The organism is Caballeronia humi (assembly GCF_001544475.1).
In the GTDB taxonomy this organism is placed as follows: domain Bacteria; phylum Pseudomonadota; class Gammaproteobacteria; order Burkholderiales; family Burkholderiaceae; genus Caballeronia; species Caballeronia humi.
Genome location: NZ_FCNW02000024.1, coordinates 23,510 through 49,818 on the forward strand (window position 1 = coordinate 23,510; position 26,309 = coordinate 49,818).

Annotated in this window: 24 protein-coding genes; 15 read left to right on the top strand and 9 right to left on the bottom strand. The window is 64.8% G+C overall.

The features are described from left to right. Nucleotides 1–15: 15 nt before the first annotated feature. Both AWB65_RS20550 and AWB65_RS20555 read right to left on the bottom strand, forming a co-directional pair. Complete coding sequence (locus AWB65_RS20550; protein WP_087668898.1) at nt 16–633, bottom strand: glutathione S-transferase family protein; 618 nt, start codon at nt 631–633, stop codon at nt 16–18. Nucleotides 634–762: 129 nt separating this feature from the next. After that, entirely contained in the window at nt 763–948 is a 186-nt protein-coding gene (locus AWB65_RS20555) for a DUF1289 domain-containing protein (RefSeq protein ID WP_087668899.1), read from the bottom strand. 178 nt (nt 949–1,126) lie between these two features. On the opposite strand from AWB65_RS20555, the gene AWB65_RS20560 reads away from it, so the two are divergent. Together AWB65_RS20560 and AWB65_RS20565 are read left to right on the top strand one after the other, a co-directional pair. Next, nucleotides 1,127–3,625, top strand: a complete 2,499-nt coding sequence (locus AWB65_RS20560) for a PAS domain S-box protein (RefSeq protein ID WP_159907725.1) — start codon at nt 1,127–1,129, stop codon at nt 3,623–3,625. A 123-nt stretch (nt 3,626–3,748) separates the two neighbouring features. Next, nucleotides 3,749–5,758 (top strand): AI-2E family transporter, encoded by a 2,010-nt coding sequence (locus AWB65_RS20565; protein ID WP_087668901.1) that lies wholly within the window; start codon nt 3,749–3,751, stop codon nt 5,756–5,758. 9 nt (nt 5,759–5,767) lie between these two features. Here AWB65_RS20565 and AWB65_RS20570 read toward each other — a convergent pair whose 3' ends face one another. Further along, complete coding sequence (locus AWB65_RS20570; protein WP_087658218.1) at nt 5,768–6,001, bottom strand: hypothetical protein; 234 nt, start codon at nt 5,999–6,001, stop codon at nt 5,768–5,770. 187 nt (nt 6,002–6,188) lie between these two features. Beyond that, nucleotides 6,189–6,980, bottom strand: a complete 792-nt coding sequence (locus AWB65_RS20575; protein ID WP_087668902.1) for a 3-hydroxybutyrate dehydrogenase — start codon at nt 6,978–6,980, stop codon at nt 6,189–6,191. A 435-nt stretch (nt 6,981–7,415) separates the two neighbouring features. Here AWB65_RS20575 and AWB65_RS20580 point away from each other — a divergent pair, with 435 nt between their 5' ends. Next, nucleotides 7,416–8,366 (top strand): hypothetical protein, encoded by a 951-nt coding sequence (locus AWB65_RS20580; RefSeq protein WP_125474161.1) that lies wholly within the window; start codon nt 7,416–7,418, stop codon nt 8,364–8,366. Here the strand turns inward: AWB65_RS20580 and AWB65_RS20585 are convergent. Continuing rightward, complete coding sequence (locus AWB65_RS20585; RefSeq protein ID WP_087658215.1) at nt 8,350–9,750, bottom strand: GntP family permease; 1,401 nt, start codon at nt 9,748–9,750, stop codon at nt 8,350–8,352. The genes AWB65_RS20580 and AWB65_RS20585 overlap by 17 nt on opposite strands. 308 nt (nt 9,751–10,058) lie before the next feature. Between AWB65_RS20585 and AWB65_RS20590 the strand changes: the two genes are divergently transcribed. From AWB65_RS20590 to AWB65_RS20605, 4 genes are all read left to right on the top strand, one after another. Next, entirely contained in the window at nt 10,059–11,501 is a 1,443-nt protein-coding gene (locus AWB65_RS20590; protein WP_087668904.1) for a sigma-54 interaction domain-containing protein, read from the top strand. Nucleotides 11,502–11,514: 13 nt separating this feature from the next. Then, the gene (locus AWB65_RS20595) at nt 11,515–11,817 is read left to right on the top strand and encodes a hypothetical protein (RefSeq protein ID WP_235007708.1); all 303 of its coding nucleotides are present in this window, start codon (nt 11,515–11,517) and stop codon (nt 11,815–11,817) included. 27 nt (nt 11,818–11,844) lie between these two features. Beyond that, nucleotides 11,845–13,068: a serine hydrolase domain-containing protein gene (locus AWB65_RS20600; protein WP_087668906.1), complete on the top strand. Its 1,224-nt coding sequence runs from the start codon at nt 11,845–11,847 to the stop codon at nt 13,066–13,068. Nucleotides 13,069–13,134: 66 nt separating this feature from the next. After that, nucleotides 13,135–13,434, top strand: coding sequence for an H-NS histone family protein (locus AWB65_RS20605; RefSeq protein ID WP_087668907.1), 300 nt, complete (start codon nt 13,135–13,137; stop codon nt 13,432–13,434). 1 nt (nt 13,435) lies between these two features. On the opposite strand, the gene AWB65_RS20610 is transcribed toward AWB65_RS20605, so the two are convergent. Beyond that, nucleotides 13,436–13,999 carry a lipocalin family protein gene (locus tag AWB65_RS20610; protein ID WP_087668908.1) on the bottom strand — a complete coding sequence of 188 codons (564 nt, stop codon included), beginning with the start codon at nt 13,997–13,999 and terminating at the stop codon, nt 13,436–13,438. A gap of 522 nt (nt 14,000–14,521) precedes the next feature. On the opposite strand from AWB65_RS20610, the gene AWB65_RS20615 reads away from it, so the two are divergent. Further along, nucleotides 14,522–15,469 (top strand): AEC family transporter, encoded by a 948-nt coding sequence (locus tag AWB65_RS20615; protein WP_087668909.1) that lies wholly within the window; start codon nt 14,522–14,524, stop codon nt 15,467–15,469. A gap of 98 nt (nt 15,470–15,567) precedes the next feature. Here AWB65_RS20615 and AWB65_RS20620 read toward each other — a convergent pair whose 3' ends face one another. Continuing rightward, nucleotides 15,568–15,825, bottom strand: a complete 258-nt coding sequence (locus tag AWB65_RS20620; RefSeq protein WP_087668910.1) for a DUF4148 domain-containing protein — start codon at nt 15,823–15,825, stop codon at nt 15,568–15,570. Nucleotides 15,826–16,104: 279 nt separating this feature from the next. On the opposite strand from AWB65_RS20620, the gene AWB65_RS37645 reads away from it, so the two are divergent. Together AWB65_RS37645 and AWB65_RS20625 are read left to right on the top strand one after the other, a co-directional pair. After that, complete coding sequence (locus AWB65_RS37645; RefSeq protein WP_268808256.1) at nt 16,105–16,239, top strand: hypothetical protein; 135 nt, start codon at nt 16,105–16,107, stop codon at nt 16,237–16,239. A gap of 350 nt (nt 16,240–16,589) precedes the next feature. Next, the gene (locus AWB65_RS20625; RefSeq protein WP_087668911.1) at nt 16,590–17,144 is read left to right on the top strand and encodes an NADPH-dependent FMN reductase; all 555 of its coding nucleotides are present in this window, start codon (nt 16,590–16,592) and stop codon (nt 17,142–17,144) included. Nucleotides 17,145–17,214: 70 nt separating this feature from the next. Here the strand turns inward: AWB65_RS20625 and AWB65_RS20630 are convergent, their stop codons facing one another. Next, nucleotides 17,215–18,642 carry a hypothetical protein gene (locus AWB65_RS20630; RefSeq protein WP_087668912.1) on the bottom strand — a complete coding sequence of 476 codons (1,428 nt, stop codon included), beginning with the start codon at nt 18,640–18,642 and terminating at the stop codon, nt 17,215–17,217. Nucleotides 18,643–18,854: 212 nt separating this feature from the next. After that, nucleotides 18,855–21,143, bottom strand: coding sequence for a hybrid sensor histidine kinase/response regulator family protein (locus AWB65_RS20635; protein ID WP_087668913.1), 2,289 nt, complete (start codon nt 21,141–21,143; stop codon nt 18,855–18,857). 911 nt (nt 21,144–22,054) lie between these two features. On the opposite strand from AWB65_RS20635, the gene AWB65_RS20645 reads away from it, so the two are divergent. From AWB65_RS20645 to hpnE, 5 genes are all read left to right on the top strand, one after another. Further along, complete coding sequence (locus AWB65_RS20645; RefSeq protein WP_087658203.1) at nt 22,055–22,423, top strand: response regulator; 369 nt, start codon at nt 22,055–22,057, stop codon at nt 22,421–22,423. Then, complete coding sequence (locus AWB65_RS20650; RefSeq protein ID WP_087668915.1) at nt 22,416–23,039, top strand: chemotaxis protein CheC; 624 nt, start codon at nt 22,416–22,418, stop codon at nt 23,037–23,039. The genes AWB65_RS20645 and AWB65_RS20650 overlap by 8 nt, the downstream gene beginning before the upstream one ends. Next, nucleotides 23,036–23,977, top strand: coding sequence for a GGDEF domain-containing protein (locus AWB65_RS20655; protein ID WP_087668916.1), 942 nt, complete (start codon nt 23,036–23,038; stop codon nt 23,975–23,977). Before AWB65_RS20650 ends, AWB65_RS20655 begins: the two co-directional genes overlap by 4 nt. Before the next feature lie 203 nt (nt 23,978–24,180). Next, entirely contained in the window at nt 24,181–25,029 is an 849-nt protein-coding gene (gene hpnD / locus AWB65_RS20660; protein ID WP_087668917.1) for a presqualene diphosphate synthase HpnD, read from the top strand. Further along, nucleotides 25,029–26,303: a hydroxysqualene dehydroxylase HpnE gene (gene hpnE, locus AWB65_RS20665; RefSeq protein ID WP_087668918.1), complete on the top strand. Its 1,275-nt coding sequence runs from the start codon at nt 25,029–25,031 to the stop codon at nt 26,301–26,303. The genes hpnD and hpnE overlap by 1 nt, the downstream gene beginning before the upstream one ends. Nucleotides 26,304–26,309 lie beyond the last annotated feature (6 nt).

Sequence of the window (26,309 nt, forward strand, 5' to 3'; positions counted from 1 at the left end):
GGCTCAAGCTCGGACTCAGGCGGCAGCGCTCAGCCCGGCGGGCGTCTGCTGGAATTCGACGAAGCCCGGCAGCCCCTCGATGCGTTTCAGCCACGCGTTCACGTTGCGGTACGCAGACAAATCGACGTTGCCTTCCGGCGCCCGCGCGATGTAGCTGTAGAGCGCGACGTCGGCGATGGTCGGGTGGTCGAGCGCAATCCAGTCGCGACCGGCGAGTTCTTCATCGATCACTTTCAGCACGACGTGCGCGCGGCCGATCACTTCCTGCGCGTCGAACGGCCGGTTGAACACGGTGACGAGGCGCGCGGCGGCCGGTCCGAACGCGATCTGGCCCGCTGCGACCGACAGCCAGCGCTGCACAGCGGCGGCTTCGGCGGGCGATTCCGGCAGCCAGTCGGTCTTGCCGAGTTTCTTCGCGGCGTAGACGAGGATCGCGTTCGAATCGGCGATGACGCTCTCGCCGTCGACCAGCACGGGAATCTGGCCGAAGCGGTTCAGGCGCAGGAATTCGGGGGTTTGGTGGGCGCCGGCGCCGAGATCGACGTCGATGACTTCATGCGGCGCGTCGATCAGCGACAGGAACAGGCGGGCGCGGTGCGCGTGGCCGGACAGCGGGTGGTGATAGAGCTTCATGTACGACTCTCCTTCTTCGATGTGGGGTTCATGGGGAAATCCATGAATCGAAGTCTAGAGTCGTGCGCTCAGGAGTTGAATAGCAGGGAAATTCAAATGACTGTTCTGGAAACGCGAACAGTGGGAAATCTATTTCTTATGCTTCTTTTTGAGCTTCGCTTTCCGTTCCCCGCGCGCATCGATGATCTTCACGCGATGCTTGTCCTTCATCTTCTTCCACTCCTTGCACTCGTCCTTCGTGCGCAGGCAGCCGATGCAAAACCCGGTCTTGTCGTCGAATTTACAGATGCTGATACAGGGCGATTCCACAGCCATAGCTTGTCCAGGTTACGAGGTGCAAAGGTGCCAGAAGAGCCTGAATCTCGCATGCGGCGTGCCCGCCCGGCCAACTGTTTCTCCCAATGGCATCGATAGGTCAGCCGTTTTACGAATGCTAAGATGCCCGCATCCTCGCGCGATGCGGCCCGATCGACGCGCTAACGTGCTCCAGAACATGCGGCGACCCCTGGTCTTCTCCACGTTGAGTCAGCTTGAATTCGAACGCGCGGTGCTCGGGCGCGTCGTCGCCGGCATGCCGCTCGCGGAAGTGCTCGAACACGTGATTCATCGCGTCGAGGCGTTGTCCGGCGAGCGCCTGTATGCGTCGATCCTGCTCGTCGATGCGAGCGGCAAGCGCCTCATCCTCGGCGCCGCGCCGAGCCTTCCGGCGAGCTACAACGAAGCGATCGACGGCGTCGAATTCGGCCCGCTAACGGGTTCCTGCGGCGCGGCGGCGTACAACGCGGTGCCGGTGATCGTCGACGACATCGAGACCGATCCGCTCTGGGAGCCGTTTCGCGACCTCGCGCTCGGCCACGGCCTGCGCGCCTGTTGGTCGATGCCGATCCGCGCCGCCGACGGCAGCGTGCTCGGCACCTTCGCCAACTACTATCCGATCCCGAAAAGCCCTTCGAACGACGACCTCGAGGAGATCGCGTTCGTCGCGAGCGTGACGGCGCTCGCGATCGAGCGCCACAAGACCGACCGCGCGCTGCGCGAAAGCGAAGAGCGCCTGCGCATTGCGCAGCAGGCGGGGCGCGTCGGCACGTTCGAGCTGTTTCCGGAGCGCGGTCGCGTCGCGGTATCGGAGGAATTCTGCCGACAGTGGGGCCTGCCTGTGCTCGCGGAATTCGACATCGCCGAACTGATTGCGCTGATTCATCCGCAAGACCGGGCCCGCGTGCTGACGGGCGCGAGCGATATTCCCGGCAGCGCGCTGGAGTATCTCGAATACCGCATCCGCCGCCCCGACAACGGCCAGGAACGCTGGATGGGCCGGCGCGGCGAGGCGGTGGAAGGCGCGTCGGCGAAACGGTATCTTGGCGTGTCGTACGACATCACCGACCACAAGCGCGTCGAGGAACGCCTGCGCGTGAGCGAAGCGCAACTGCTGCGGCTGAACGATTCGCTCGCGGGCGAAGTCGAGGCGCGCACGCGCGAGCGCGACCGCATCTGGCGCAATTCGCGCGATCTCTTCATCGTCGCGAGCGACGACGGCGTGCTGCGCGCCGTCAATCCGGCCTGGACCTCGATTCTCGGCTTCCAGGAAGACGAGTTGGTCGGCAAGTCGTTTGAGGAGATCGTGCATCCCGAGGACACCGGCGTGACGCGCGCGGCGCTCGATGCCGCGAACAGCGCCGGTTTCGCGCACTTCGAGAACCGCAACCGGCATACGGACGGCTCGCACCGCTGGGTGTCATGGGTCGTGACGCGCGAAGGCGACGCGCTCTACGGCAACGGCCGCGACATCACGCGCGAAAAGGAGACGCAGCGCGCGCTCAGGCAGACCGAGGAAGCGCTCAGGCAGGCGCAAAAGATGGAAGCGCTCGGGCAATTGACGGGCGGCATCGCGCACGATTTCAACAATCTGCTGCAAGGCATCACCGGGCCGCTGGAACTGATCCGGCGCTTCGTGCAGCTCGGCCGGATTGAGGAAATCGAGCGCTTCATCACGATGGCGACCGGTGCGGCGAATCGCGCGGCGGCGCTCACCCATCGGCTGCTGGCGTTTTCGCGGCGCCAGCCGCTCGACCCCAAGCCCGTCAACGCGGACGAGCTGCTCAATTCCATCGACGATCTCCTGCGCCGCACGATGGGCGAGGCGATCGAAGTGACGGTGAGTCGAAACGACCATTTGTGGCTCACCCGTTGCGACGCCAACCAGCTCGAAAACGCGCTGCTCAACTTCGCGATCAACGCCCGTGACGCGATGCCGGACGGCGGCCGCCTCACGCTCGAAACCGACAACGCCGAACTCGGCGCGGATTTCGCCGCGCGCCATCCAGACGTGCTGCCGGGCTCCTATGTGGTGGTGTCGGTATCGGACACGGGCGGCGGCATGTCCGACGACGTTCGCGAGCGCGCCTTCGACCCGTTCTACACGACGAAACCGCTCGGGCAGGGCACGGGGCTAGGGCTATCGATGGCTTACGGGTTCGCGAAGCAGTCGGGCGGCGTCGCGACGATCGAAAGCGAGCTTGGCCTCGGCACGACGGTGCGGCTCTATTTGCCGCGCTACATGGGCGGCGCCGAGCGTGCGGAAGTCGCGGCCGAGTTGACGGAGGCGCATCGCGCGGAAGAGCGGCATGCGATTCTTGTCGTCGAGGACGATGCCGCCGTGCGTGAACTCGTCTGTGAGATCCTGCGCGACCTGGATTACGAAGTAATGGAAGCCGTCGATGGCCCGGGCGGCCTCGCGGTGCTGAATTCGCCGGCGCGCATCGACCTGCTCGTGACCGACGTCGGCCTGCCAGGGCTGAACGGCCGCCAGCTCGCCGATGCAGCGCGCGCCACGCGGCCCGCGCTCAAGGTGCTGTTCATGACGGGCTACGCTGAAGCGGCCACGCGCGCGGACGGCTTTCTCGACACCGGCATGGAAATGATTACGAAGCCGTTCACCTTGGAATCGATGGCGAGCCGTATTCGGCGGATCGTCGCGGCGCCCGCGCGTTAAGTAGCTCCGCCTCCCGTATTGGCTCACCGCAGCAGTTCCCGTATCGCCTCACCGTTCGCGATCAACGGCACGCGCCTTGCTTCCTCCATGGGAATAAACCGCCGGTCCAACGAGAACGCGTCCATGCCCCCACCGTCCGGCCCGCGCCGCCCGCCTGCCAAAGTCCTGCCGCCCGAAGTGCCCAGCATCCGGGCGCTGACCTCGCTGATCACCGGCGTCGTGGTCATCTGCGCGCTGTATTTCGGCCGCGCAGTGATGATCCCGATCATCCTCGCCGTGCTGATGAGCTTTCTGCTCGCGCCTTTCGTCGATCTTTTGAGGCGTTTTCGCTTCGGGCAAGTGCCGTCGGTGATCGTCGCCGTGCTGATCGCGCTGTCGGTGCTGACGGCCGTCGGCGCGCTGATCGGCGCGCAGGTCGCGCAGCTTGCCGGCGATTTGCCGAAATACCAGGTGGCCGTTGAGCGCAAGATCGAAAGCGTGCAGAAGGTGACGGTCGGACGCGCCGACGAGTTCCTCGGCAAGGCGTCCCGCGCGCTGAAGCGCCTCTCGCCCGCGCGCGAGCAGGAAGCGCGCAAGGACGAGAACAACCAGGCCGCTTCCCCGATCGACCAGCCGATGCCGGTCGAAGTCCACGAGCCGTCGCCGTCGCCGCTGGAACTGGCGCAGCGGTTTCTTTCGCCGGTGATCAGTCCGCTTGAGACGACCGGCATCGTGCTGGTCGTCGCGATTTTCATCCTGCTGCAGCGCGAAGATTTGCGCGACCGGCTGATTCGCCTCTTCGGCTCGCGTGACCTGCACCGCGCGACCACCGCGATGGACGAAGCCGCGCGGCGCCTCTCGCGCTATTTTCTCGCGCAACTCGGGATCAACGTCGGCGTGGGGATCGTCATCGCGATCGGGCTCGCGATCATAGGCGTACCGGGCGCGCTGCTGTTCGGCGTGCTCGCGACGCTCTTGCGCTTCGTGCCCTACGTCGGGACGTGGATCGCCGCGCTGATCGCGGTCGTGTTCGCGGCCGCCGTCGGTCCCGGCTGGACGATGCTGATCTGGACCATCGTGCTCTTCGGCGTCACGGATGTCGTCGCGGGGCAGGTCGTCGAGCCGCTGCTGTACGGCCACAGCACGGGGCTTTCGCCGTTCGCGGTGATCGTCGCGGCGATTTTCTGGAGCTGGATCTGGGGGCCGATCGGCCTCGTGCTCTCGACACCGCTCACGCTCTGCCTCGTGATTCTCGGCCGCCACGTGGATCGTCTCGAATTCCTCGACGTGCTGTTCGGCGACCGGCCAGCGCTGACTCCAGCGGAAAACTTCTACCAGCGCCTGCTGGCGAATGATCCCGACGAAGCGCTCGTGCAGGCCGAATCACTGCTGAAAGAGCGCTCGCTGACGGCGTACTACGACGAAGTGGCGCTCGCAGGCCTGCGGCTCGCGCACAACGACGTGTTGCGCGGCGTCGTAACGGCGGACCAGTTGCGGCGGATCAACGAATCGGCGCTGGACATCATCGAAGGCCTCGACGACGCCGACGATTTCATTACGACGCGCGCAGTGGAAGACGAGCTACCCGCAAGCCTAGAAAGCCCGGCTGACCGCGCGGGTCCGCCGCACGAAGCGCCCGCCGAGCGCTTCGATGCCGCGCAGGAAGGGCACACGGCGTCGGTTCTATGCATCGCGGGGCGAGGCGAACTCGATGACCTCGCCGCAACGATCGCCGTGCAGCTTTTCCGCAAGCACGGCATGAGCGCCGACCTCGGGCCGTACGAGCGATTCTCGCGCAATCGCTTCGCCGAAGTGGATCTGTCGGGCGTGTCGATCATGTGCGTCGTCTCGTTCGATGCCGCCGAATCGCCGCCGTACATGCGTAATCTCTTGCGGCGCCTGCATCAGCGCGCACCGTCGGCGGAACTTGTCGTCGGACTCGTCACGCCGGAGAGTTCGCTGCAGGGCGAGGCGCTTGTGCGCACGAGTTCGGCGGCGGCGACGTCGTTCCGGGAACTGGTCGATACCTGTGTGGCCGCCGCGCGCCTCCAGCCGAATGACGGCGTCTCGTGGACGAGCCTCAATCCGCCGGACGAAGAACCCGGCGCCGACGGCAGGCCGGCGGAAACACCGGGCGTACCGGCGGGAGCCTGAGCCGGAAAATCAGCGGTTGCCGTCGAAGAGATCGTTGAGCATCGTGTCGAACGACGCCTGCGCTTCCTCGAGTTCCTGAAGCGCGGCGTCGAAGGTTTGCAGCGCCATCTGGGAGGGGCGGCCGTCGCCCTCCGGCGGAAAGTGCGCCTGAAGCGCAGTGAAGGCGGTCTGCACCTGCTTGGTCGCGTTGACGATTCGTTCCATCGCTCGCGCTTCTTCCACGCGATTGTTTTCGGCGCTCATCTAAGCCTCCTCGGTTGTAATACTCCGATAGTACCAAGCGATGATGGCGCCGGCTTTACGCCCGACGACATGGGCCGAACGTCAGGCGCGAAGCTCGGCGACGGTTCTTGGGGCGCCGCCTCGTTCAGCAGGGCGATGCCGTCCGGCCAAGCGCTCCGGGCGAGCGCTTCAGCCTCCCGCGACACGTTTACTGCGCGCTCCATCCGCCGTCGATTTGCAGCGCCGAGCCGCGCATTTCGCTCGCGGCATCGGAGCAGAGGAACACGGCCATGTCGCCGATCTGCTGCGGCGTCACGAACTGCGCCGACGGCTGCTTTTCGCCGAGCAGCTTCGCGCGCGCGGCATCGGGCGAAAGCGACTCGCGCGCGGCGAGATCGTCGATCTGCTTTTGCACGAGCGGCGTCAGCACGAAGCCCGGGCAGATCGCATTGACGGTCACGCCGGTGCGCGCGTTTTCGAGCGCCGCGACCTTCGTGAGCCCCAGGATGCCGTGCTTCGCCGCCACATACGCGGACTTCCCGGCCGAGCCCACGAGCCCATGCACCGACGCAATATTGATCACGCGGCCCCAGCCACGCTCGCGCATCGCGGGGAGCGCGACGCGCATCGTGTGGAACGCGGAGCTCAGGTTGATCGCGATGATCGCGTCCCAGCTTTCGACCGGGAACGTGTCGATGGTCGCGACGTGCTGGATGCCGGCGTTGTTCACGAGGACGTCGACGGCGCCGAAACGCTCGGCCGCGAACGCGATCATCGCTTCAATGTCGGCGGGCTTGGTCATGTCGGCGGGGTGGTACGCGGCTTTCACGCCGATGGCTTCGATTTGCGCGAGCGCGGCTTGCGTGTCGCCGAAGCCGTTCAGCACGAGGTTCGCGCCGGCCTGCGCGAGCGCCGTCGCGATGCCAAGACCAATGCCGCTCGTCGAGCCGGTGACGAGGGCGGTTTTGCCGGTGAGGGGTTTCGAAGCCGAAGCGGTCATGGGCGGTCCTTTGGTTGGGAAACGGATGGCGGGTGTTACATCGGGTCACAAATTGTGCGTGACGGGTGGCGCTTTTGCCAGCCGGCGCACGCCGGCTTTGGTGCGTTGCCGATCTCGAAACGGCAGTCCCAAGTGCGGGACGTAGGGTCCTCACTAATGGTAATCTTTCGTTGCAGTCGGCCTTTTTTTCGGGGCCGCATGGTAGGGGGTGGGCATCGACCAAGCGCTTGCTTCACTCCCGCGCGACGAGCGCCGCATTTGGGCAGGCTCGCGATTCCGACGACAAAACATTCAGCTAGTGGTCGCGGCCTGCCGGACGAGCAGCGGCTTCCCGTGCGTTTGAACCGTTCCCCGGCGATATCGTCCGCGGATATTTATCTCCGAGTGCGCCCGAGCGGGCGGTGCTCTTTTTTCACAAGCGACCGGGAGATAAGAATGGGCCACGCTGAAACGCTACAACGGCGTATCTGCCCTCGATGTAAAAACTTCGGCGCCGGTTACGCGTCGGACTCCGACGTCTGCCCGATTTGCGGCGCCGATACCGTGGTCGTGCCCGCGGCGCGCGTCGAGCCGCCCCGCGCGGATGCGTTCAATGCGCCGCCGAAATTCGAGCCGGAGCCGGATTTCGAGCCGCAGCCGCTGCCGAGTGTCGGTGCGCACCGGCGTTTGCGCGACGCCGCGTTGCCTTTCGCCGCCGGGATTCTCGCGACGGGTTCGCTCGTCGCCGTCTTTCATTACGCCGGGCAGCCGCAGAAGCCGGAACCCGAAGAGCGTGCGTCGGATGCGGGATCGGTCGTCGCGGTGACCCCGCGCGTTGCAGCCAAGCCGACTCCCGTGCCCGCACCTGCTCCCGCGCCGGTTGCAAAGATCGAACCGCCGCCAGTTGACAACACCGCGCGCAGCGACACGGTCATGCCGGCTCAACCGCCGGCCGCTACCGCTGCTGTTGCCGTCGCTCCGAAGCCCGAAGCCCCGCCGCCGGTGAAAAACGCGATTTCTGCGCAGGAGAAAAGCATCCTCGACAGCGCGCGCACGGCACTAAGGAAATCCGATGTAACGGAAGCCCGTGCGCAACTGCGTCGGCTGCCTGCGAACGCGCAATCACAAGGGGAGTTTCGTCAGCTTTCTAACGAGCTGACGCGCCGGGAACGTGAACGCGATGCCGCCTTGCAGCGTGCGCACTGGTGCGAGGAAGGCAAGGATTGGACGTGCATGGCGCAGAATGCGGCGCGCGCTCAATCGATCGACACGGGCAACGCGGAATCGCACGTGATGCTTTCGCTCGCGACGACGCGGCTGCGCTGGGCGACGGTATCGAACAGTTCCGCGGCGGCGCCGGTACGTACGACGCCGCCGATGCCGCCGATTCTCAAACCAGTCCAGTGACGTAATACACGCCGATCACGAAAAACACGGCCAGCGTCTTGATGATCGTGACGGCGAAAATATCGCGATAAGACTGGCGGTGTGTCAGCCCCGTCACCGCGAGCAGCGTGATCACGGCGCCGTTATGCGGCAGCGTGTCCATGCCGCCGCTCGCCATCGCGACCACGCGATGCAGCACTTCCAGCGGAATGTGCGCGGCCTCGGCGCCCTTGATGAACGTGTCGGACATCGCCGCGAGCGCAATGCTCATCCCGCCCGACGCCGACCCCGTGATCCCCGCGAGCGAACTCACCGACACCGCCGCGTTGACCAGCGGATTCGGGATGCTTTTCAACGCATCGCTGACGACGATGAACCCCGGCAACGCCGCGATCACGCCGCCGAAGCCGTATTCCGACGCCGTGTTCATCGCCGCGAGCAGCGCGCCCGCAACCGCGACGCGCGTCCCCGTCGCGAAACGCTCCTTCACGCGGCTGAACGCCGTCAGCAGCACGAGCACGATGCCGAGCAGCAGCGCGCCTTCGACCGCCCAGATCGCGACGACGGTCTTCACCGCCGTCGTCACCGGCGCGTGGACGCCCGGCAGAATTTCAGGCGCGACCGTGTAGCTCGCGCCGTACCACGTCGGAATCCACTTCGTCAGCGCGAAGTTCGCCACGCCGACGAGGATCAGCGGCGCGATCGCGAGCAGCGGATTCGGCAGCGATTTCGCTTCGACGCGCTCCGGCTCGTTCACAAGCGATGTGCCGTAGCCTTCGCCTGTCGCCATCGCGCGGCGGCGACGCACTTCGAGGAACGTCAGGCCGACCACGATGATGAACGCCGAGCCGATCACGCCCAGCCACGGAGCGGCCCAGCCGGTGGTCTTGAAGAACGTTGTCGGGATGATGTTCTGGATCTGCGGCGTGCCGGGCAGTGAATCCATGGTGAACGAGAACGCGCCGAGCGCGATCGCGCCGGGCATCAGCCGCTTCGGGATATTGCTCTGGCGATACATCTCGGCCGCGAACGGATACACCGCGAACACGACCACGAACAGCGACACGCCGCCATAGGTGAGCAGCGCGCACACCGCGACGATCACCGCATTCACGCGCGACTTGCCGATATAGCGGATCGCGGCGGCGACGATCGACTCGGAGAATCCCGAGAGTTCGATCACCTTGCCGAACACAGCGCCAAGCAGGAACACGGGGAAATACAGCTTGACGAAGCCGACCATTTTCTCCATGAAGATGCCGGAAAAAACAGGCGCGACGGCGGCGGGATCAGTGAGGAGGACGGCGCCGAGCGCGGCGATCGGCGCGAACAGGATGACGCTGTAGCCGCGATAAGCGGCCAGCATCAGGAACGCCAGGGCGGCGAGCACGATGATGAAGGACATTGAGTCTCCGTTGATGTTTTTGTGAGGCGAGCTTCTCGTGAAAGCCGGACGTGCGCGAAACGATGACGCGACGGGCGTGGCGAAATGCAGGTTTCGTGCCAGCGCCGGTGTTAAAGGCCTCCGGCCGGCTAAGCCGCCGCGATCGGACGCTTTGACGCGAAATTGTACAGAAACGTCTACCGCGAGAGACACCGTTCAAGCACTAATTCTCACTCTTCAATGCTCGCTACACAGGATGAACAAGGTGTTGCGGGCTGTCTCTTTTTTGAGATATTCTGTCTCGAAAAAGAGATTGGAGACAGCAAGCGATGCACAACGACTGGACAACCGTACCTGCCAACTACAGCGATGTCCTTCGCCGGGCGATGGAGTCGCTGTTCAAGACCTTCGAGAACCTGAGCGAAGGCACCTTCATCGTCGATGCGGACGCGCGCGTCGTGTGGATCAACAAGCGCTACGCGGCGCGCTTTGGCTTTTCCGACCCGGAAGACGCGATCGGTCGCGACTGTGAAGCCGTGATCCCGCACAGTCTGATGCGCGAAGTCGTCATGACCGGCAAACCGATTCTGCTCGACGTGCTCGAAACCGACCGCGAGCCGTTGGTCGTTACGCGCCTGCCGTTGAAGGACGATCACGGCGTGACCGTCGGCGCTATCGGCTTCGCGCTTTTTGACGAGATGAAGGCGCTCACTCCGCTTTTCGCGCACTACTCGCGCGTTCAGCAGGAACTGATCGCGACGCGCCAGTCGCTTGCGCAGGCGCGGCGCGCGAAATACACGTTCGCGAGCTTCGTCGGCACGAGCGCGGCGAGCCTTGAAGTGAAGCGTCAGGCGCGACGGGCGGCGCAAGTCGAGTCGCCGGTGCTCTTGCTCGGCGAAACCGGCACCGGCAAGGAACTGCTCGCGCACGCGATCCACGGCACGTCGACGCGCGCCGCGAAGCCGCTCGTGACGGTGAATGTGGCGGCGATCCCCGATACGCTGCTCGAAGTCGAGTTCTTCGGCGCGGCGCCAGGCGCGTATACAGGCGCGGATCGCAAGGGGCGGGTCGGCAAATTCGAACTCGCGGACGGCGGCACGCTTTTTCTCGACGAAATCGGTGACATGCCGCTGCCGCTCCAGGGCAAGCTTCTGCGCGTTTTGCAGGACAAGGAGTTCGAGCCGCTCGGGTCGAATCGCATCGTGCGCGCGGACGTGCGGATCATCGCGGCGACCTCCGCCGATCTGCCCGCGCTCGTCGCGGCGGGGCGTTTTCGCGCGGATTTGTTCTACCGGCTGAACGTGCTGACGATCCACGCGCCGCCGCTGCGCGAGCGTCTCGGCGACATCGAGGCGCTCGCCTACGCGATCCTCGAAGACCTGGCGACGCAGGCGCGTCCCGGCGACGCCGGTCACGTCGTCCTTCAGGACGACGCGCTGCGGCTCCTCTGCGCGTATCCGTGGCCCGGCAACGTGCGCGAGCTGCGCAACACGCTCGAACGCGCGCTGATGCTTTCAGACAGCGAACATATCGATGCCCGCGCGCTCGCGCCGTTCATCGGCTCGGCGCGGGTGCAGGCGCCGTCGGACTTGCAGCCAGACGCGGACGAACCGGTGACGTCCTACGCCCACGCAATGGCCACTTTCGAGAAATCCTTTTTGGCCGATGCGCTCGCCGCATGCGGCGGACGCGTGACGGAAGCGGCGAAGCGGATCGGCATGGGGCGCGCGACGCTGTACAAAAAGATCGTGGCGCTCGGCATCGACGTATGAAGCGCACGCCTGCATGGCATACTCCAAACATCAAAAAAAACAACGTGAACAAGGGGTTAGGATGATCGGACGAGCACTCAGCCTTTCTATTTCATTCGCGGCGACAGTGTCGGCGCTCGCCGGCTGCAGCAGCGCGCCGCCGCTTTTTTCCTCCGACGGCCGCCCGACCACGCTGATCCAGTGCCCCGCGTACGGCGGCTGGACCCTTTGCCAGCAGAACGCGCGCGCCACCTGCCAGGGCGCGAGTTACGACGTGCTGGAACAATCCACCGACAATGGCCAGAACGGCCTGCTGATCGCCTGCAAAACGCAATGAAAGGCGTGGCAAGGACAAGGAGAACCGATGCACGCAGCCGGCTTTGATCCAGACCGCCTGGCCCGCCTGACCCGCGCGTTGCAACGCTATGTCGATGCGGGCGACGTCGCCGGCATCGTCACGCTGGTGTGGCGGCACGGCGAGATCGGCCACGTCGATACGCTTGGCGTCCGCGACCTCGAATCGCGCCAGCCGATGACGCGCGACACGCTGTTTCGCATCGCGTCGATGACCAAGCCGGTGACGAGCGTCGCCGCGCTGATGCTGGTGGAGGAAGGCCGTCTCGATTTCGAGACGCCGGTCGCGAAGTGGCTGCCCGAGCTCGCGAACGTCGCCGTGCTCGCCTCGCCCGACGGTCCGCTCGACCTCACCGAACCGCTCAACACACCGATCACGCTGCTCGATCTGCTCACGCATCGCGCGGGTTTCGCGTATCACTTCACGGCGCTCGGCGCGCTGTCCGAAGCCTACGAGCGCGTGTTCAACGGCTTCGACATGATGGTCGATCCGGGCGTCTGGCTCGACCACGTCGCCGAATTGCCGCTGATGTTCCAGCCCGGCACGCGCTGGCATTACGGCATTACGACCGACGTGCTCGGCGCGCTGATCCATCGCGTGTCGGGCATGCCGCTCGGCGAGTTCTTCCGCACGCGCATCTTCGAGCCGCTCGGCATGACGGATACCGGTTTCGTCGTGCCGCCTGAGAAGGCGGCGCGGCTTTCGACGTCCTACGCCGTCGATTCCGCGAGCAAGCGGCTTATCGTCGAGGATCATCCGGCGACGAGCCGCTGGATCAAGCCCGAACGCTTTCAAAGCGGCGGCGGCGGGCTCGTCTCGACCGTTGACGACTATCTGCGATTCGCGCGCGTGCTGCTCGGCCGCGGCCGACTGCAAGGCGCTGCCGCCGAGCGCATGAACGGTCCGCGCCTTCTATCTCACAAATCGGTCGATTTGATGCGCTCGAACTTCCTCACCGCCGAGCAGCGGCGCATCCCGGCGTTCGGCTATCCGGTGTGGGCGAGCCAGGGTTTTGGCCTCGGCCTCTCCATCGTCGACGATGCCGCGCGGCAATTGCGTGGCGGCTATCGGTCGGCGGGGACGTTCGGCTGGCCGGGCGCGCTCGGCACGAGCTGGTTCGCCGATCCCGTCGAGGACATGATCGGCCTCTTCATGATCCAGCGCCGCGCAGAAGACCCGTTCCCGATCGCGCAGGAATTCGAGCGCCTGCTCTACGACGCCGTGGACGACTAGGTCTTGGCGGCACTTTTTGCCGTTTCCGTGGTCTTCTTGTGTGAGGAATCACTACGGAGGCGCTCGATGCCCACCTACAAGCAACTCACCGCGCAACTGGAAAAGCTGCAGGCCGAAGTGGTGGCGGCGCGCGAGAAGGAAGTCGCCGACGCCATCGTCGAAATCAAGCAAAAGATCGCCGAATACGGACTGACCGCCGAAGAACTCGGCTTTCGCAACGTGCGCGTCAAGGGCGCCGCTGCCATCAAGCGGGCACCGCTGCCGCCAAAGTATCGCAATCCGAAGACGGGCGAAACGTGGAGCGGACGCGGCCGCGCGCCCGCGTGGCTCACCGGCAGGAACAAGGAACGTTTCCTGATCGAGTGACCTATTCGTGCTGCGTCTCGCGCAGCATCGTGACGTCGTAGCCGAGCGCGCGCACCCGTTCCACCAACGCCGTGCGTGCCGCCGCCGCAGGTTTCGCGTCGCGCGTGAGTATCCATAGATAACGCCCGCTCGGCTCGCCGACGATCGACCAGGTGTAGTCGTCGGCGTGATCGAGCACCCAGTAGTCGCCCACGTAGAACGGCCCGAAGAAAGATACCTTCAGCTTCGCGTTACCCGATTCCGGGACGATCTTCGCGCGCCCCTCGGCCGATTTGTACGGTCCGGTTAGCCCGCCCGCGCGGCAGGCGTTGACGACGGAGATGAGGCCGTCGTCGCGCGTAGCGTAGTCAGCGGTGACGGCTTCGCAATCGCGCTCGAAGCGGTTCTCATAGCGCGCGAACTCATACCAGCGCCCGAGATAGCGATCGAGATCGACGCCTTTCGCCGGTTGCGGCACGCTCGCGTTGCCGCTCTTGCCTTGCGTCGCGCAGGCGGCAATCGCCCCGATTCCGCCGACGGCGAGCAGTGCTGCGGCACCATATATCCAGGGTCGTTTGATGGTCATTGAGAGGTTTGAAGGTGTTGGAGGGCCAAGCGAGGGAGCAAGCCTTGGTCCCGAAAGCGCTCACCTTTAGCGCGCTTTGCGCCAAACGCACAGTGAGGAAAGCACTTCGAATCTTCGATGCAAGCCATTGATGCAATTGCGTTTATGCAAAAGCGTGAAGCGTCGGCATTGTGCCTCTACAGAGACGTTTTCGCGGGTCCCGTATTCGCTCACCTGAACGGCATGGGAACGAATCGGAATTGTGTGCGCAATCATCTGTTGCGTATGCAACGATCTACTGTCCGGCTTCACGAGCGTATCTTGATAAACCGTGCAAAGCTATATGAAACAACGCCTTGCACGCTATCGTTGAGAATGCTCATTGAAGACGAGCGATGCTTAGAAATACTGGTAATCGGGCAATCGTGAGCTTCGACCATCCATCGCGACTCACCCTTCACCGGCTCCCGCAATGTCTCACCTTTGCCGATCGACGGGCTATGCTTTGCGCGCCTCGTCCAACCGTTCGCACGATCCCTCTTCATGCTGTCATCGTTCTTCACGCCGCTCGTTACGATCATCCTGCCGATCTTCGGCCTGATCTTCGCGGGCTATGCGTGCCGCAAGCTGAACCGGCTCGGGCCGCATGCGTCGTCGGAACTGAACCGCTTCGTGGTCTATCTCGCGCTGCCCGCGCTACTCTTCGACATCATGGCGAACACGCCGTGGAGCATGCTCGACGAGCCGTCGTTCATCGCGGTGTTCGGGATCGGCTCGTTTGTCGTCTTTGCCGCGACGGTGCTCGTGCGGCTGAAGCAATCGCGCCATCTCGCGGACGCAAGCCTCGACGGCCTCAACGCCGCCTATCCCAACACCGGCTACATCGGATTGCCGCTGTGCCTGCTCGCGTTCGGAAAAGCGAGCCTCGCGCCCGCCGTCATCGCGACGATCATGACCGTGTGCGTGCTGTTCGCCGTCGCGATCGTGGTGATCGAACTCGGCTTGCAGAGCGAGCGGCACATCGGCGCGACGATGCGGCGCGTCGCCAGATCGTTGATGCTGAATCCGCTGTTGATCGCGCCGCTCGCGGGCGCGTTGTGGAGTGGGGCGGGCTTGCATGTGTCGGGCGGCGCGCAGGCGTTTCTCAAGCTGCTCGGCGGCGCGGCGAGTCCGTGCGCGCTGGTCGCGCTCGGACTCTTCCTCGGCGAGAAACCTCACGCACGCGATGCCAGGAGGGCGAGCGCGCTGGTCGCGGCGAAGCTCGTCGCGCAGCCTTTGCTCACGTGGTGGCTCGCGTTCCATGTATTCACGCTGCCGCCGATGTGGGCGAAGACGGCCGTGCTCCTGAGCGCGCTGCCGACGGGCACGGGCCCGTTCATGCTCGCGGAGTTTTATCGACGGGAGGCGGCGGTGACATCGACGGCGATTCTTTTTTCGACGCTCGTCTCGCTAGTCACGGTCACGCTTTGTCTTGCGGCGATGCTTGCCTGAACAGGAAAAAAAAGCGCCCGGCGGGGATGAGACGCCGGGCGAAACCACCATCTGACTGATGGGTGGAGGAGGCCTGTTCTTCGCGCCAAGGCTTCAGGTCACTGCGTGCGTTGCGCACGCATCGCGACGGTCTGCGCATGGCGCTGCTGATAGGGCAGTAATTGCGGATACGTATTGATGTTGACGGCGTCGAGGTCGCCATTGCGGCGGGCGGCGGCCAATTCGGCCTTCACTTCGGCGCGCGTCTTGGCGCCATCGGCGGTCGCTTGCGCTTGCGCATATTCGGCGGCAAACGTGGGCGCGCTGGCGACGAGTGCGGCGGAAATCAGCAATGCCTGGATCAGAATGCGTTTCATCGTGAGTCTCCTGTGGCCCCATGCAGTGCATCGGATGAGTGCAGTCTAGGAGAAAAACTATCGGACATTAATACCGATTGAACCAACACATTGTTGTTGGTAATCAGGGAAATGCTGGCATGCACCGCTCTGATGCGCGACCGTCCGATCGTTCGAATTATTGCGAATGCGGTAAGAATTAGTTGGCGGTATCGGGATTTTTCTGCGAACGCTCCATAGTTAAGCTTCGTTTCACTCGATCGATTCCGATCGTTTCAACGAACTTCCCGAAGGTGTCTCATGAAACGCATCCTCTCCGCACTCATCGCTTCTGTCGCTCTGCTGGCCGCCGCGAGCGCCGCGCAAGCCGCCGATGCATCGTCGACAGCGTGCCAGGGCCCGGCATCGCAGTGCAACGTATTTTTCGGACAGTAAGCGCGACAATTTGGCCGTGTTTGACCAGAAAGAGCGCCCGATGGCGCTCTTTCCACGTTTACCGTTCCAAAACTAAACGTGATGCTCTCATCTCCCCAACTTATCCACATTTTCTGTGCATAACTTTGTGGAAATCGCGGTCGGAAGGGCGAGGGCATGCGCCGTCGCCCGGGTTGCACCGCAATTGCGCACTGCACACTTGGAGCGCATGCAGGTTCGCCGTCGGGCGCCTATCATGAGCAGTCGTATAAGTGGTTCGTTGGCGGCTCCCATGCGGCGAGACGCGCCGAAACGTTCGTCGATATCCGCCGGACGATGTCTCTCTCCACCCGTTCACAGGAAACCAAGTCATGCCCTACAAAGTTGCGGTTGTCGTCGGGAGCCTGCGTCGTGAGTCTTTCAACAAGCAGCTCGCACACGCGCTCGTTTCGCTCGCGCCGGGCGATTTCACGTTCGAGTTCCTCGATATCGGCAACCTGCCGCTCTACAGCCAGGACTACGACGCCGATTTCCCCGAAGCCGCGCGCACACTCAAACAGAAGCTGTCCGAGGCGAACGCGCTGCTCTTCGTCACGCCGGAATACAACCGCTCGATTCCGGGCGTGCTGAAGAACGCGATCGACTGGGGTTCGCGGCCGTGGGGCCAGAGCGCGTGGGGCGGCAAGCCGGGCGCGGTGATCGGGACTTCGGTCGGGGCGATCGGAACGGCGCTTGCTCAATCGCATCTGCGCAACGTCTGCGCTTATCTCGATATTGCGCTGCTCGGGCAGCCGGAGATGTTCATCAAGCACGACGAGAAGCGCATCGACGCGAACGGGAACATCGTGAGTGAGGACACGCGAAAGTATCTGCAGGGGTTCATGGATAAATACGTCGCGTGGGTGAAGGATCACGCGAACGTTTGAGTTTTTAACGCGTCGCAAAAAACGACGGCCCGCACTAGCGGGCCGTCGTTCATTGCAGCTTTGTTGAGTTTCACACGTGGTGATGCCCCGTCACGCGGTCCCAGCCGTGACGCACGGCTGCCTTGAAACGCTCCCACGTGTCGCCGCCCGCGTCCGGATGGCGGCTTTCCCAGTCGCGTTGCAACTCGTATTCCATCTGGTCGTCCCATTGGCGATTGCGGAAACGATCGTCATTGCCGAGTGTCGCGCCGTAGCGATATGCGCCTTCGTAATCCTCGTACGGCAAGCCCGACTCCGCGTACTTCGAGTCATAGTGCGTGCGGAAATCGTCCTCGTATTCCATGTACTCATCGGGGACGGTTTGCGGGCCAAGCGCGCCCGGCGCACCGACCGGCGTCGCAGAAGGCACTGCACCGCGCGTCGCGAAGGAATCGTTGGCGGCTGCGTCGGTGCCGTCGAGCGCGTTCACCGGGCGCCAGTCGGCCGCCGTATCACTACGCGTGCCGGGCAGCGGATCGCGGGCGGCTGCGTCGCGATTCTTTTCCGGATCGTACTCATACGTCGCATCGCGGCCGCCGAGCGCGTCGCTATCGGCGATGGCGTCGCGCACCGCCGATCCGGCCGGGCTCGCGCCGAGCGCACCGTGGCCGGCGAGCGCATCGCGTTCGGAGACGGAATCGGCTCCAAGGGGATCGCGCTGAGCGGGCGAGCCGATGTCGCTCGCTGTCAGCGGGTCGCGTCCGGCGGGCGCGCCGCGCGCGAGTGAATCTTCGCGCGTGGCGGGCATGTCGAGCGGTCCGAGCGGATCGGCGGCGGGGTTTTCGGTGAAGGTGTCACGCGGCGCGAGCGTCGCGGGGTCTTGCGCACGCAACGGGTTGCCGAGCGGATCAGCGAGCGGATCGAGCACCGGCTGCGCCGCTGCGACCGACGGATCGCCGACGTCCGCGCGCGGATACGCCCGCGCGCGATTCACCTCCGACGTCGTGCGATAGGCGGGGTCCTCATTCACCGGCCGAGTGCCCGGCACGGCGCTGCCGCTACCGAGCCCGAGTTCGTCGAGCAGCGAATGATCGCGGGTATCCGAGGCCGCCGCCGATGGCGAATGTCCAAGCGTGCCCCAACTGGCGGCGCGTTCGTCGATGTCAATCGCGCCCTGGTCGGCGAGCGTCGTGCGCGCGATGTCGGCCTGCGCCTCGCTGTCGGTATCGACGGCGACGAGCACCGCCCCGCGCCTCACCGCTTCCGAGTAATGCGCGACTTCCGGCGGCTGGTCGCGTCCGCCGAACAGCATCGAGAAGAAGCGCTCGATGTTCGCAAGCACGCCCGGTTCGGCGTGAGTTTCGGAGTCAGGTGCGAGCGACGGTTCGGCTGCATCGTCGCGCTGCGGGTTGGCTTGCAATTCGATGTCGCCGTGTGAGAAGCCGGCGGCAGTCAGGGCCGAGCGCGCGTTCTCGGCCTGGCCGTAAGTGTCGAAAACGCCGATGACGGTGTGTCGCATGATGCCTCCTGCGAAGGGATGTGGTCTCTGGACGCGGCACACGCGAAACCGGTGCGGCGCATGTCACAGCCCTCACGCAACTCGCGTGCCGGATGCCTCCAGGCGATCGACGCGCGCGGCGTGCGGTATCGGCGGCGCGCTTTTTTTACAAAATCGGTAGAAACGAAGCGACCTCAATGATAGGCCTCAATGAGCGGCCTCAATGAGCGGCTTCAATGAGCCGCGTCGCCGGTGGCGCGATCGGCGGAACGCGTTGCGCGGCGGGCCGCCTCGCCACCTTCGCGGATTGCCTGCAGGAGCGAGTCGAGCAGCGCGATGTCGAACGGCTTCGAGAGCACGCGCGCATCGACCTGGCGCGCGCGGTCGAGTTCTTCCGCATAGCCGGTGACGAGAATCGTCGGCACGGGCGGCGCGAACGTCTGCAGGATTTCGGCGAGATCGATACCGTTCAGCCGCCCCGGCATATGGATGTCCGAAAGCACGACATCGAACGGAAATGCGTCGGCGGGCGGATCGGCGTCGCGCGCGGCTTCGAGCAAAACGAGTGCGGCATCGGCGTTGAAGGCGCACGTCACGTGATGTCCCATCATCGTGAGCAACGCCTCGGTCCCCGCCGCGACCTCTTCGTTGTCTTCGACGAGCAGCACGTTCAGCCCGTGCGTCTCGACGCGCGCGGCCGGTTCCTCCTTGACGGCCACGCTCGGCGGGTTCACCACGCCCGCGCGCGGCAGATAGAGCCGCACCGACGTACCCGCGCCGACCGCGCTGTCGATCGTCGCGAGCCCGCCCGCGCGCTCGCAGAACGCGAACACCTGCGGCAGCCCAAGGCCCGTGCCCATGCCTTTCGGCTTGGTCGTGAAAAGCGGCTCGAACGCGCGGCCGAGCACCTCGGAACGCATGCCGGCGCCCGTGTCCTCGAGCGTCAGTTGCACGAACTCGCCGACGAGCGGAAAGCCGTCCTCGTGCCGGAAGGTGATGTTGTCGGCGAGGACGGTGAAGGTGCCGCCGTTGGGCATCGCGTCGCGCGCGTTCACCGCGACGTTGATGAGCGCGAGCTCCAGTTCCGCGGGATCGACGCGGATCGGCCAGGCGTCGGGCCGCACTTCGACGTTCAGCGCGACCTTCGCCCCGAGCGACGGGCGCAGCAACTCGCGCGCGGCCGTGATCCACTTGGCCGGCGCGATCGTCTCGCTGCGCAGCGGTTGCTTGCGCGCGACGCCGAGCAACTGCCGCGTGAGCGACTGGCCGCCCTTCAGCGCGCGTTCCATCGCGGAAAGCTCGCGGTCGAGGCCGAGCGCGCCGCGCCGGCGGGCGATCTGCACGTTGGTGGACACGATCATCAGCAGGTTGTTGAAATCGTGCGCGACGTTGCCGACCAGGTTGCCGAGCGCTTCCATCTTGCGCGCCTGCCGGTAGGCGGATTCGATCGAGCGTCGCATCGACGCCTCCGCCCGCCAGCGCTCCCACGCTTCCTCCTCGGTCGCCAGACGCCGCAGCGACAGCCCGATCACGCCCCACAACACGATGCACGGCGCGAACAGCGACACCGCGAGCACGGTCAGATGGCGATACCACTCGGCCCAGATCGTCGAGATCGGGTAACCGCTCGACACATACACCGGATATTTGCCGACCCGCCGGAACGCGACGATCTTCATCTCGTTATCGAGCCCCGAGCGCATTTCGACGGTGCCGCTTCGCGTGCCTTCGCGGTACGCGGCGCGCAGTGGCGAGTGCGGCGCGAGGGACATCCGGTCGGGTGGGCGCGGCGGATACCACGCGAGCACTTCGCCGTCCGAGCGCGACAGGCCGAGCGAGACGGTCGGCTGGTCGCCGATGAGTTCGCGGTAGAACGCGTTGAAATACGACGGTCGCAGCGCGATCGACACCATGCCACCGAATCCGCCGCCGCTCTTGAAGCGCGTGACCGCCGTATTGAACACCTGCTCGCCCGCGACGCGCCCCGTCATCACGCGCGACACCTGCTCGAGCGTTTCGCCGCCCTTCAAACCGGCGAAATCCGGGCGATCGGCGACGGAGACGGACGGCGTCGGATAGGCGCGGCTCGTTGCGAGGAGCGTGCCGTCGGCGCCGAAAATCGACACCGACGCGACCTGCGGATAGCCGCCGCCCATCGCCTTGAGCTTCTTGTAGATCGTGAGGTCGTCGCGGCGGATGGCGACGTCGTCGAGGCCGTCGACGAGATCGACGGCGCGCTCGTTGAGCATCACGTTCATGTCGAATACCTTGAGCGCGTGCTCCTCGGCGACGCGTGCATTGCGCGTGGCGAGGTCGGTGGCGGCGGCAACGCGCGAACGGTAGTCAAAGAACGACGTGAACGCGACGTAAATGAACGGCAGCACGATCGCCGCGACCAGCAGCGCGTAAAGCGTCAGCCGCTGGGCGGCGAAGTTGGGCTCGGGCACCACCGGAAACGGCGCCTCGTCCTGCCATTGCTCGGCGGCGGACCCGCCGTCGGGCTCCTCACGTAGCGACGTCATGGAAAGAGCGTTTTGAAATTTTTATCGGGCAGAACGCGGGTCATGTCGGGTTAAAAACTGACGTGCCGATACTGCAAACGTTTGGCGCGGTAAATCGGATGAATAACGCAATTTAACCATGCCGAATCTATCAACGTTGCATAAAACATGCCGAAGATAATCGGCCACGATTCAAACGCGGTGATTATTTCCGATTTGTACCTTGCGGGAACAAATCGAAATGAGCGAGATTTCCGGAAGCGCAAACGTACACAAAAGAAAATAAAAATAGATAAACCGCTTAATAAGAGTAATAAATACTCATATTATCGGTTAACAGGAAAAATATTAGTATCGTCGGGGTTTTGGTGAGTTGCTTTGACATCTCATTGATCGGACAATCCAATCGTCTGATGGACACGCGCCTTCAAGAACGCGGCCACAGGCCCGGACCTTTGCGCAGCGTCTTTCCGGCGGAAGACACGTGAAAGGCGGCCACGAGCCGCCATGCACGACTGCACCAGGGCAAAACCAGAAACGATTCGGCCGATTGGCGCGAATCCTGCACGGGGCTGGCTTCATGATGCCGAACGACACCCTCATTGCGCGCGCGCCGACCACGCCGCGCACCATCGCCGCCTGGCGCGCCTACGCGCACTTGCGCCGCACCTTGCCGGCGGGCGCCGGCGCGCGCCGTCGGCAGCGTCCGTTCATTTCTACCGCGCCGAAAAACGCTCCGGAAAATCGGCCGAATCGTCACGAGCGGGCTTTGTGCGCATTTCCCGCGCATTTTTAGACGATTTCATCTACGCAATTTCCGGGCGTTTCATAAAGACCGCACGGAGTGCCGCCGTAAACGTCTCCGTATGCGCGTCGCACGCACTCAATGAATGCGCACGGCCGAATAAACCGTTTTATCGATCCCGCGAACCATGCCCTTGCCGATTGTTATTGCCGACGATTCCCTGCTCGCCCGCAAGGTATTGACGCGCGCGCTGCCCGAGGACTGGGACGTCGAGATCTCCTACGCCACGAACGGCCGCGAAGCGCTCGACCACTATCGCGCGGGCCGTGCGGCGGTCATGTTCCTCGATCTCACGATGCCGGACATGACGGGCTATCAGGTGCTCGACGCCCTCCAGCACGAGGACCTGAACACGTTCGTGATCGTGGTGTCGGCGGATGTGCAGCCGCTTGCGCAGGAACGCGTGCGCGCGCTCGGCGCGGTCGCGTTCTTGCCGAAGCCCGTGACACCCGAGGCGTTGCGCCCCGTCCTGAAGGAGTTCGGACTCCATGCCTGATCCAGCCATGAACGAAGACCAGCGCGACGCGCTGCAGGAAGTCGCCAACATGGCGATGGGCCAGGCGGCGACGCGTCTGTCGAAACTGCTCGGCACCTTCATCGAACTGTCGGTGCCGCGGGTGCGCGTGGTGAGCGTCGCCGAGGCGTCGGCGGCGTTGCGCACGATGACCGGCATCACCGGAACCGTCACCGCTGTGCGTCAGGGCTTTCGCTCCGACATCAAGGGCGAGGCGATCGTGCTGTGCAAGAGCGGCAGCGTCGAGCAACTGTGCGCGCTCGTCGACGATCCGTATGCCAAGTCGACCTACGAGACGACCTCGCAGACCGAGCTGATCTTCGACGTCGCGAACGTGCTGATGGGCGCGTGCGTGTCGTGCATCTTCGACCAGCTCGGCCGCACGCCGATCTTCTCGCCGCCGGGCATGCTCGGCACCGACCTGGCGCTCGACGACGTCTTCCAGCCCGACATGCTCGCCTGGAAAACCGCGCTGCTGCTGGAAGTGAATTTCGCGCTGGAGGATCACAGCTTCCGCGCGCACCTCGTCATGCTGATGGCGGAAGACGCGATCCAGCGCATGAACGAAGCGCTCGACGCGCTTCTTTCGAGCCTATGAACGAACTGCGGCTCGTGCTGAGCGAACTGGTCGTCGAGCGCGTCGGATTCGGGATTTTCGTACTCGATCGCGAGCTAAACGTCGTGATGTGGAACCGATTCATGCAGGACCACAGCGGCAAGACGGCCGAGCAGGTGATCGGCAAGTCGATTTTCGCGAGCTTTCCCGAACTGCCGCGCGTGTGGCTTACGCGAAAGGTCGAAAGCGTGTTCCAGCTCGGCAGTTTCGCGTTCAGCTCGTGGGAGCAGCGGCCGTATCTCTTCAAGTTCGACCACGACCGGCCAATTACGGGCGGCGTCGACTTCATGCAGCAGGACTGCACGTTCATGCCGCTTACGCGCGAGCGCGACGTGGTAGCCGTCTGCGTCACGATTTCCGATGCCACCCACGCGAGCATGATGCAGCGCGCTCGCGACGAAGCGGTCGCGAAACTTCAGGAATACGCCGATCGCGACGGCCTGACGGGCATCGCGAACCGCCGCTATTTCGAGCTGCGTCTTGCGGACGAATTCGCGCGCTGGCATCGCTACGGCGGCGAGCTTTCGCTGCTGCTCTTCGACATCGACCACTTCAAGCGCATCAACGACGAACACGGCCATCTGGTCGGCGACACCGTGCTGCGCGTGATGGCCGGGCGCGTCGCGCAGACGGTGCGCGTGCAGGACGTCTTCGGCCGCTTCGGCGGCGAGGAATTCGCGTTGCTCTTGCCGTGCACCGGCTTCGACGACGCGATGTTCGTCGCCGAGAAAGTGCGGCGCGCGATCTGCGAGACGCCAATCGACGTGCACGGCACGCGCGTGACCGTGTCGGCGAGTTTCGGCGGCACGCAGGCGAGAAAGGACGCGACCTCGTCCTACGAGGCGCTCATCAACGAAGCCGATGCCGCGCTCTACAGCGCGAAACGGCAGGGACGCAACCGCAGCGTCGGATTTGTCTGATTGCGCGCGCGACCGAAGCACGGGCCGCATGAGCGCGAAAAAGGCCGATTATTGCTATACTTTTTGCCGCTTCCGGTGCTGTGCGGACCGGCGCGCGCTGGTCTATCTGTTCGCTTTCGGCAATTTGCCCCCGCCTTCGGGACGCGTGAGCGCAGCGCGCGATCCTTTAAATTGCCCGTGGGGGCGCCACAGCGGAGTTCGACTTGGCCGTTTCCAATCTGAGCGTCGACGATGCCGCCCCTGATGCCGCCAAGGTGAGCACGGGCAGCTCGTTCTATCTCGCGATGCGCATCCTGCCAGCTGCGCAGCGGGACGCGATGTACCAGATCTACGCGTTCTGCCGCGCAGTCGACGATATCGCCGACGAAGGCACGTTGCCCCGCCGCGAGCGCGCGGTCGCGCTCGACCGCTGGCGCGCCGACATCGAAGCCTGTTATGCCGGCACGCCGAAGAAGTCGCTTGAAGCGCTCACGCGCCACATCCACGCCTTCCAGCTTTCCCGCGACGACTTCCATGCCGTGATCGACGGCATGGCGATGGACGCCGCCGGCGACATCGTCGCGCCCGACGAAGCCACGCTCGACGTGTATTGCGATCGCGTCGCGAGCGCGGTCGGGCGGCTGTCGGTGAGGATATTCGGGATGCACGAAGACGCCGGCCGGCGCCTCGCGCACCACCTCGGCCGCGCGCTGCAACTGACCAACATCCTGCGCGACATCGATGAAGACGCCGGCATCGGCCGCGTGTATTTGCCGCGCGAACTGCTGTCGCGCGAAGGCATCTCGACGACCGATCCCGCTTCGATCGTCGCCGATGCGCGCTTGCCGGCCGTTTGCGCGGTGCTCGCCGAGCGCGCTCGCGGGCACTTCACGCAATCGAACGCGATCATGGCCGCGTCGCCGCGCGCCCAGGTCCGCGCGCCGCGCATCATGGCGGGCGCGTACCGCTGCGTGCTCGACGCCAATCTCAAGCGCGGCTTCGACCTGCCGCGCACGAAAGTCCGTACGCCGCGTTCGCGCCTGTTGTGGATCGTCGCGCGTAACGTTTTCTGATGTCCCGACTCGTGCACGTAATCGGCGCTGGCCTGTCGGGCCTCGCCGCAGCGGTTCAATTGCAGCGGCGCGGCGCGCGCGTCGTGCTGCACGAAGCAGCGCCCCACGCGGGCGGACGCTGCCGGTCGTACTTCGACGCGACGCTCAACGCCACCATCGACAACGGCAACCACTTCATCGTGTCGGGCAATCACGCGACGCTCGCGTACGCGCGCGCGATCGGCGCGGGCGAAGAACTCGTCGGCCCGACGCAGCCCGAATATCCGTTCTTCGATTTGAAGGACAGCGCGCGCTGGACGCTGCGTCTGTCATCCGGCCGTTTGCCGAAATGGATTTTCGACCCGCAGGCGCGTGTGCCGGGCACACAGCCGGCCGACTATTTGCCGCTCGCGTCGTTGTTGTGGGCGAAGCCGGGACGCACGGTCGCGGAGTCGATGCGCGCGCAGGGCCGCGTCTGGGACGCGCTCGCACGGCCGTTCCTGCGCGCGGCGATGAACGCCGAGCCCGCCGAGGCGAGCGCGCTGCTCGCGGCGCAAGTGCTGCGCGAAACGCTCGCGGCGGGCGGGCAGGCGTGCCGGCCGCTGACGGCGAAGGCCGGCTTGGGCCGCGCGTTCGTGGAACCGGCGCTGCGGCTCCTGCAATACGGCGGCGCCGATATCCGGCTCGGCGCGCGGCTCGAAGGCATCGGCTTTGCCGGCAGTGATTCGAATTCGCGCGTGAGTTCGCTCGATTTCGGCAGCGGGCCGCTCGCGGTTGCGGCGAGCGACGGCGTTGTGCTCGCCGTGCCGCCGGACGTGGCGCAGACGCTCGTGCCGGAACTGACGGCGCCGAATGAATTCCGCGCGATTCTCGTAGCACATTTTGCGGTCGATCCGCCGCACGGCTTCGCGCCGATGACGTGCGTGCTGAACGGCATCGGCCACTGGGTTTTCGCCTACGACGGCCGGATGTCGATCACGGTGAGCAGCGCTGATCGTTTGATCGACACGCCGCACGACGAACTCGCCAAAACGCTCTGGCGCGAGGTGGCGGCCGTCGCCGGATTGCCCGCCGCGCCGATGCCGTTGTCGCAAATTGTCATTGAACGGCGCGCGACTTTCGCCGCCATCCCAAGCCAGGAAAGCCTGCGCCCCGCGACGCGCATGCGCTGGCCCAATCTGATGCTGGCGGGCGACTGGACCGCCACCGGCCTGCCCGCCACAATCGAGGGCTCGATCCGCTCCGGACAGCAGGCTGCGGATGCGCTGATGAACTCATCGATGGAAAGACCATGAACGACA

Excerpts from the sequence above, each read along its gene's own strand:
- AWB65_RS20550 (WP_087668898.1), bottom strand. The coding sequence starts at position 633 with ATGAAGCTCTATCACCACCCGCTGTCCGGCCACGCGCACCGCGCCCGC.
- AWB65_RS20555 (WP_087668899.1), bottom strand. The coding sequence starts at position 948 with ATGGCTGTGGAATCGCCCTGTATCAGCATCTGTAAATTCGACGACAAG.
- AWB65_RS20560 (WP_159907725.1), top strand. The coding sequence starts at position 1,127 with ATGCGGCGACCCCTGGTCTTCTCCACGTTGAGTCAGCTTGAATTCGAA.
- AWB65_RS20565 (WP_087668901.1), top strand. The coding sequence starts at position 3,749 with ATGCCCCCACCGTCCGGCCCGCGCCGCCCGCCTGCCAAAGTCCTGCCG.
- AWB65_RS20570 (WP_087658218.1), bottom strand. The coding sequence starts at position 6,001 with ATGAGCGCCGAAAACAATCGCGTGGAAGAAGCGCGAGCGATGGAACGA.
- AWB65_RS20575 (WP_087668902.1), bottom strand. The coding sequence starts at position 6,980 with ATGACCGCTTCGGCTTCGAAACCCCTCACCGGCAAAACCGCCCTCGTC.
- AWB65_RS20580 (WP_125474161.1), top strand. The coding sequence starts at position 7,416 with ATGGGCCACGCTGAAACGCTACAACGGCGTATCTGCCCTCGATGTAAA.
- AWB65_RS20585 (WP_087658215.1), bottom strand. The coding sequence starts at position 9,750 with ATGTCCTTCATCATCGTGCTCGCCGCCCTGGCGTTCCTGATGCTGGCC.
- AWB65_RS20590 (WP_087668904.1), top strand. The coding sequence starts at position 10,059 with ATGCACAACGACTGGACAACCGTACCTGCCAACTACAGCGATGTCCTT.
- AWB65_RS20595 (WP_235007708.1), top strand. The coding sequence starts at position 11,515 with ATGGCATACTCCAAACATCAAAAAAAACAACGTGAACAAGGGGTTAGG.
- AWB65_RS20600 (WP_087668906.1), top strand. The coding sequence starts at position 11,845 with ATGCACGCAGCCGGCTTTGATCCAGACCGCCTGGCCCGCCTGACCCGC.
- AWB65_RS20605 (WP_087668907.1), top strand. The coding sequence starts at position 13,135 with ATGCCCACCTACAAGCAACTCACCGCGCAACTGGAAAAGCTGCAGGCC.
- AWB65_RS20610 (WP_087668908.1), bottom strand. The coding sequence starts at position 13,999 with ATGACCATCAAACGACCCTGGATATATGGTGCCGCAGCACTGCTCGCC.
- AWB65_RS20615 (WP_087668909.1), top strand. The coding sequence starts at position 14,522 with ATGCTGTCATCGTTCTTCACGCCGCTCGTTACGATCATCCTGCCGATC.
- AWB65_RS20620 (WP_087668910.1), bottom strand. The coding sequence starts at position 15,825 with ATGAAACGCATTCTGATCCAGGCATTGCTGATTTCCGCCGCACTCGTC.
- AWB65_RS37645 (WP_268808256.1), top strand. The coding sequence starts at position 16,105 with ATGAAACGCATCCTCTCCGCACTCATCGCTTCTGTCGCTCTGCTGGCC.
- AWB65_RS20625 (WP_087668911.1), top strand. The coding sequence starts at position 16,590 with ATGCCCTACAAAGTTGCGGTTGTCGTCGGGAGCCTGCGTCGTGAGTCT.
- AWB65_RS20630 (WP_087668912.1), bottom strand. The coding sequence starts at position 18,642 with ATGCGACACACCGTCATCGGCGTTTTCGACACTTACGGCCAGGCCGAG.
- AWB65_RS20635 (WP_087668913.1), bottom strand. The coding sequence starts at position 21,143 with ATGACGTCGCTACGTGAGGAGCCCGACGGCGGGTCCGCCGCCGAGCAA.
- AWB65_RS20645 (WP_087658203.1), top strand. The coding sequence starts at position 22,055 with ATGCCCTTGCCGATTGTTATTGCCGACGATTCCCTGCTCGCCCGCAAG.
- AWB65_RS20650 (WP_087668915.1), top strand. The coding sequence starts at position 22,416 with ATGCCTGATCCAGCCATGAACGAAGACCAGCGCGACGCGCTGCAGGAA.
- AWB65_RS20655 (WP_087668916.1), top strand. The coding sequence starts at position 23,036 with ATGAACGAACTGCGGCTCGTGCTGAGCGAACTGGTCGTCGAGCGCGTC.
- hpnE (WP_087668918.1), top strand. The coding sequence starts at position 25,029 with ATGTCCCGACTCGTGCACGTAATCGGCGCTGGCCTGTCGGGCCTCGCC.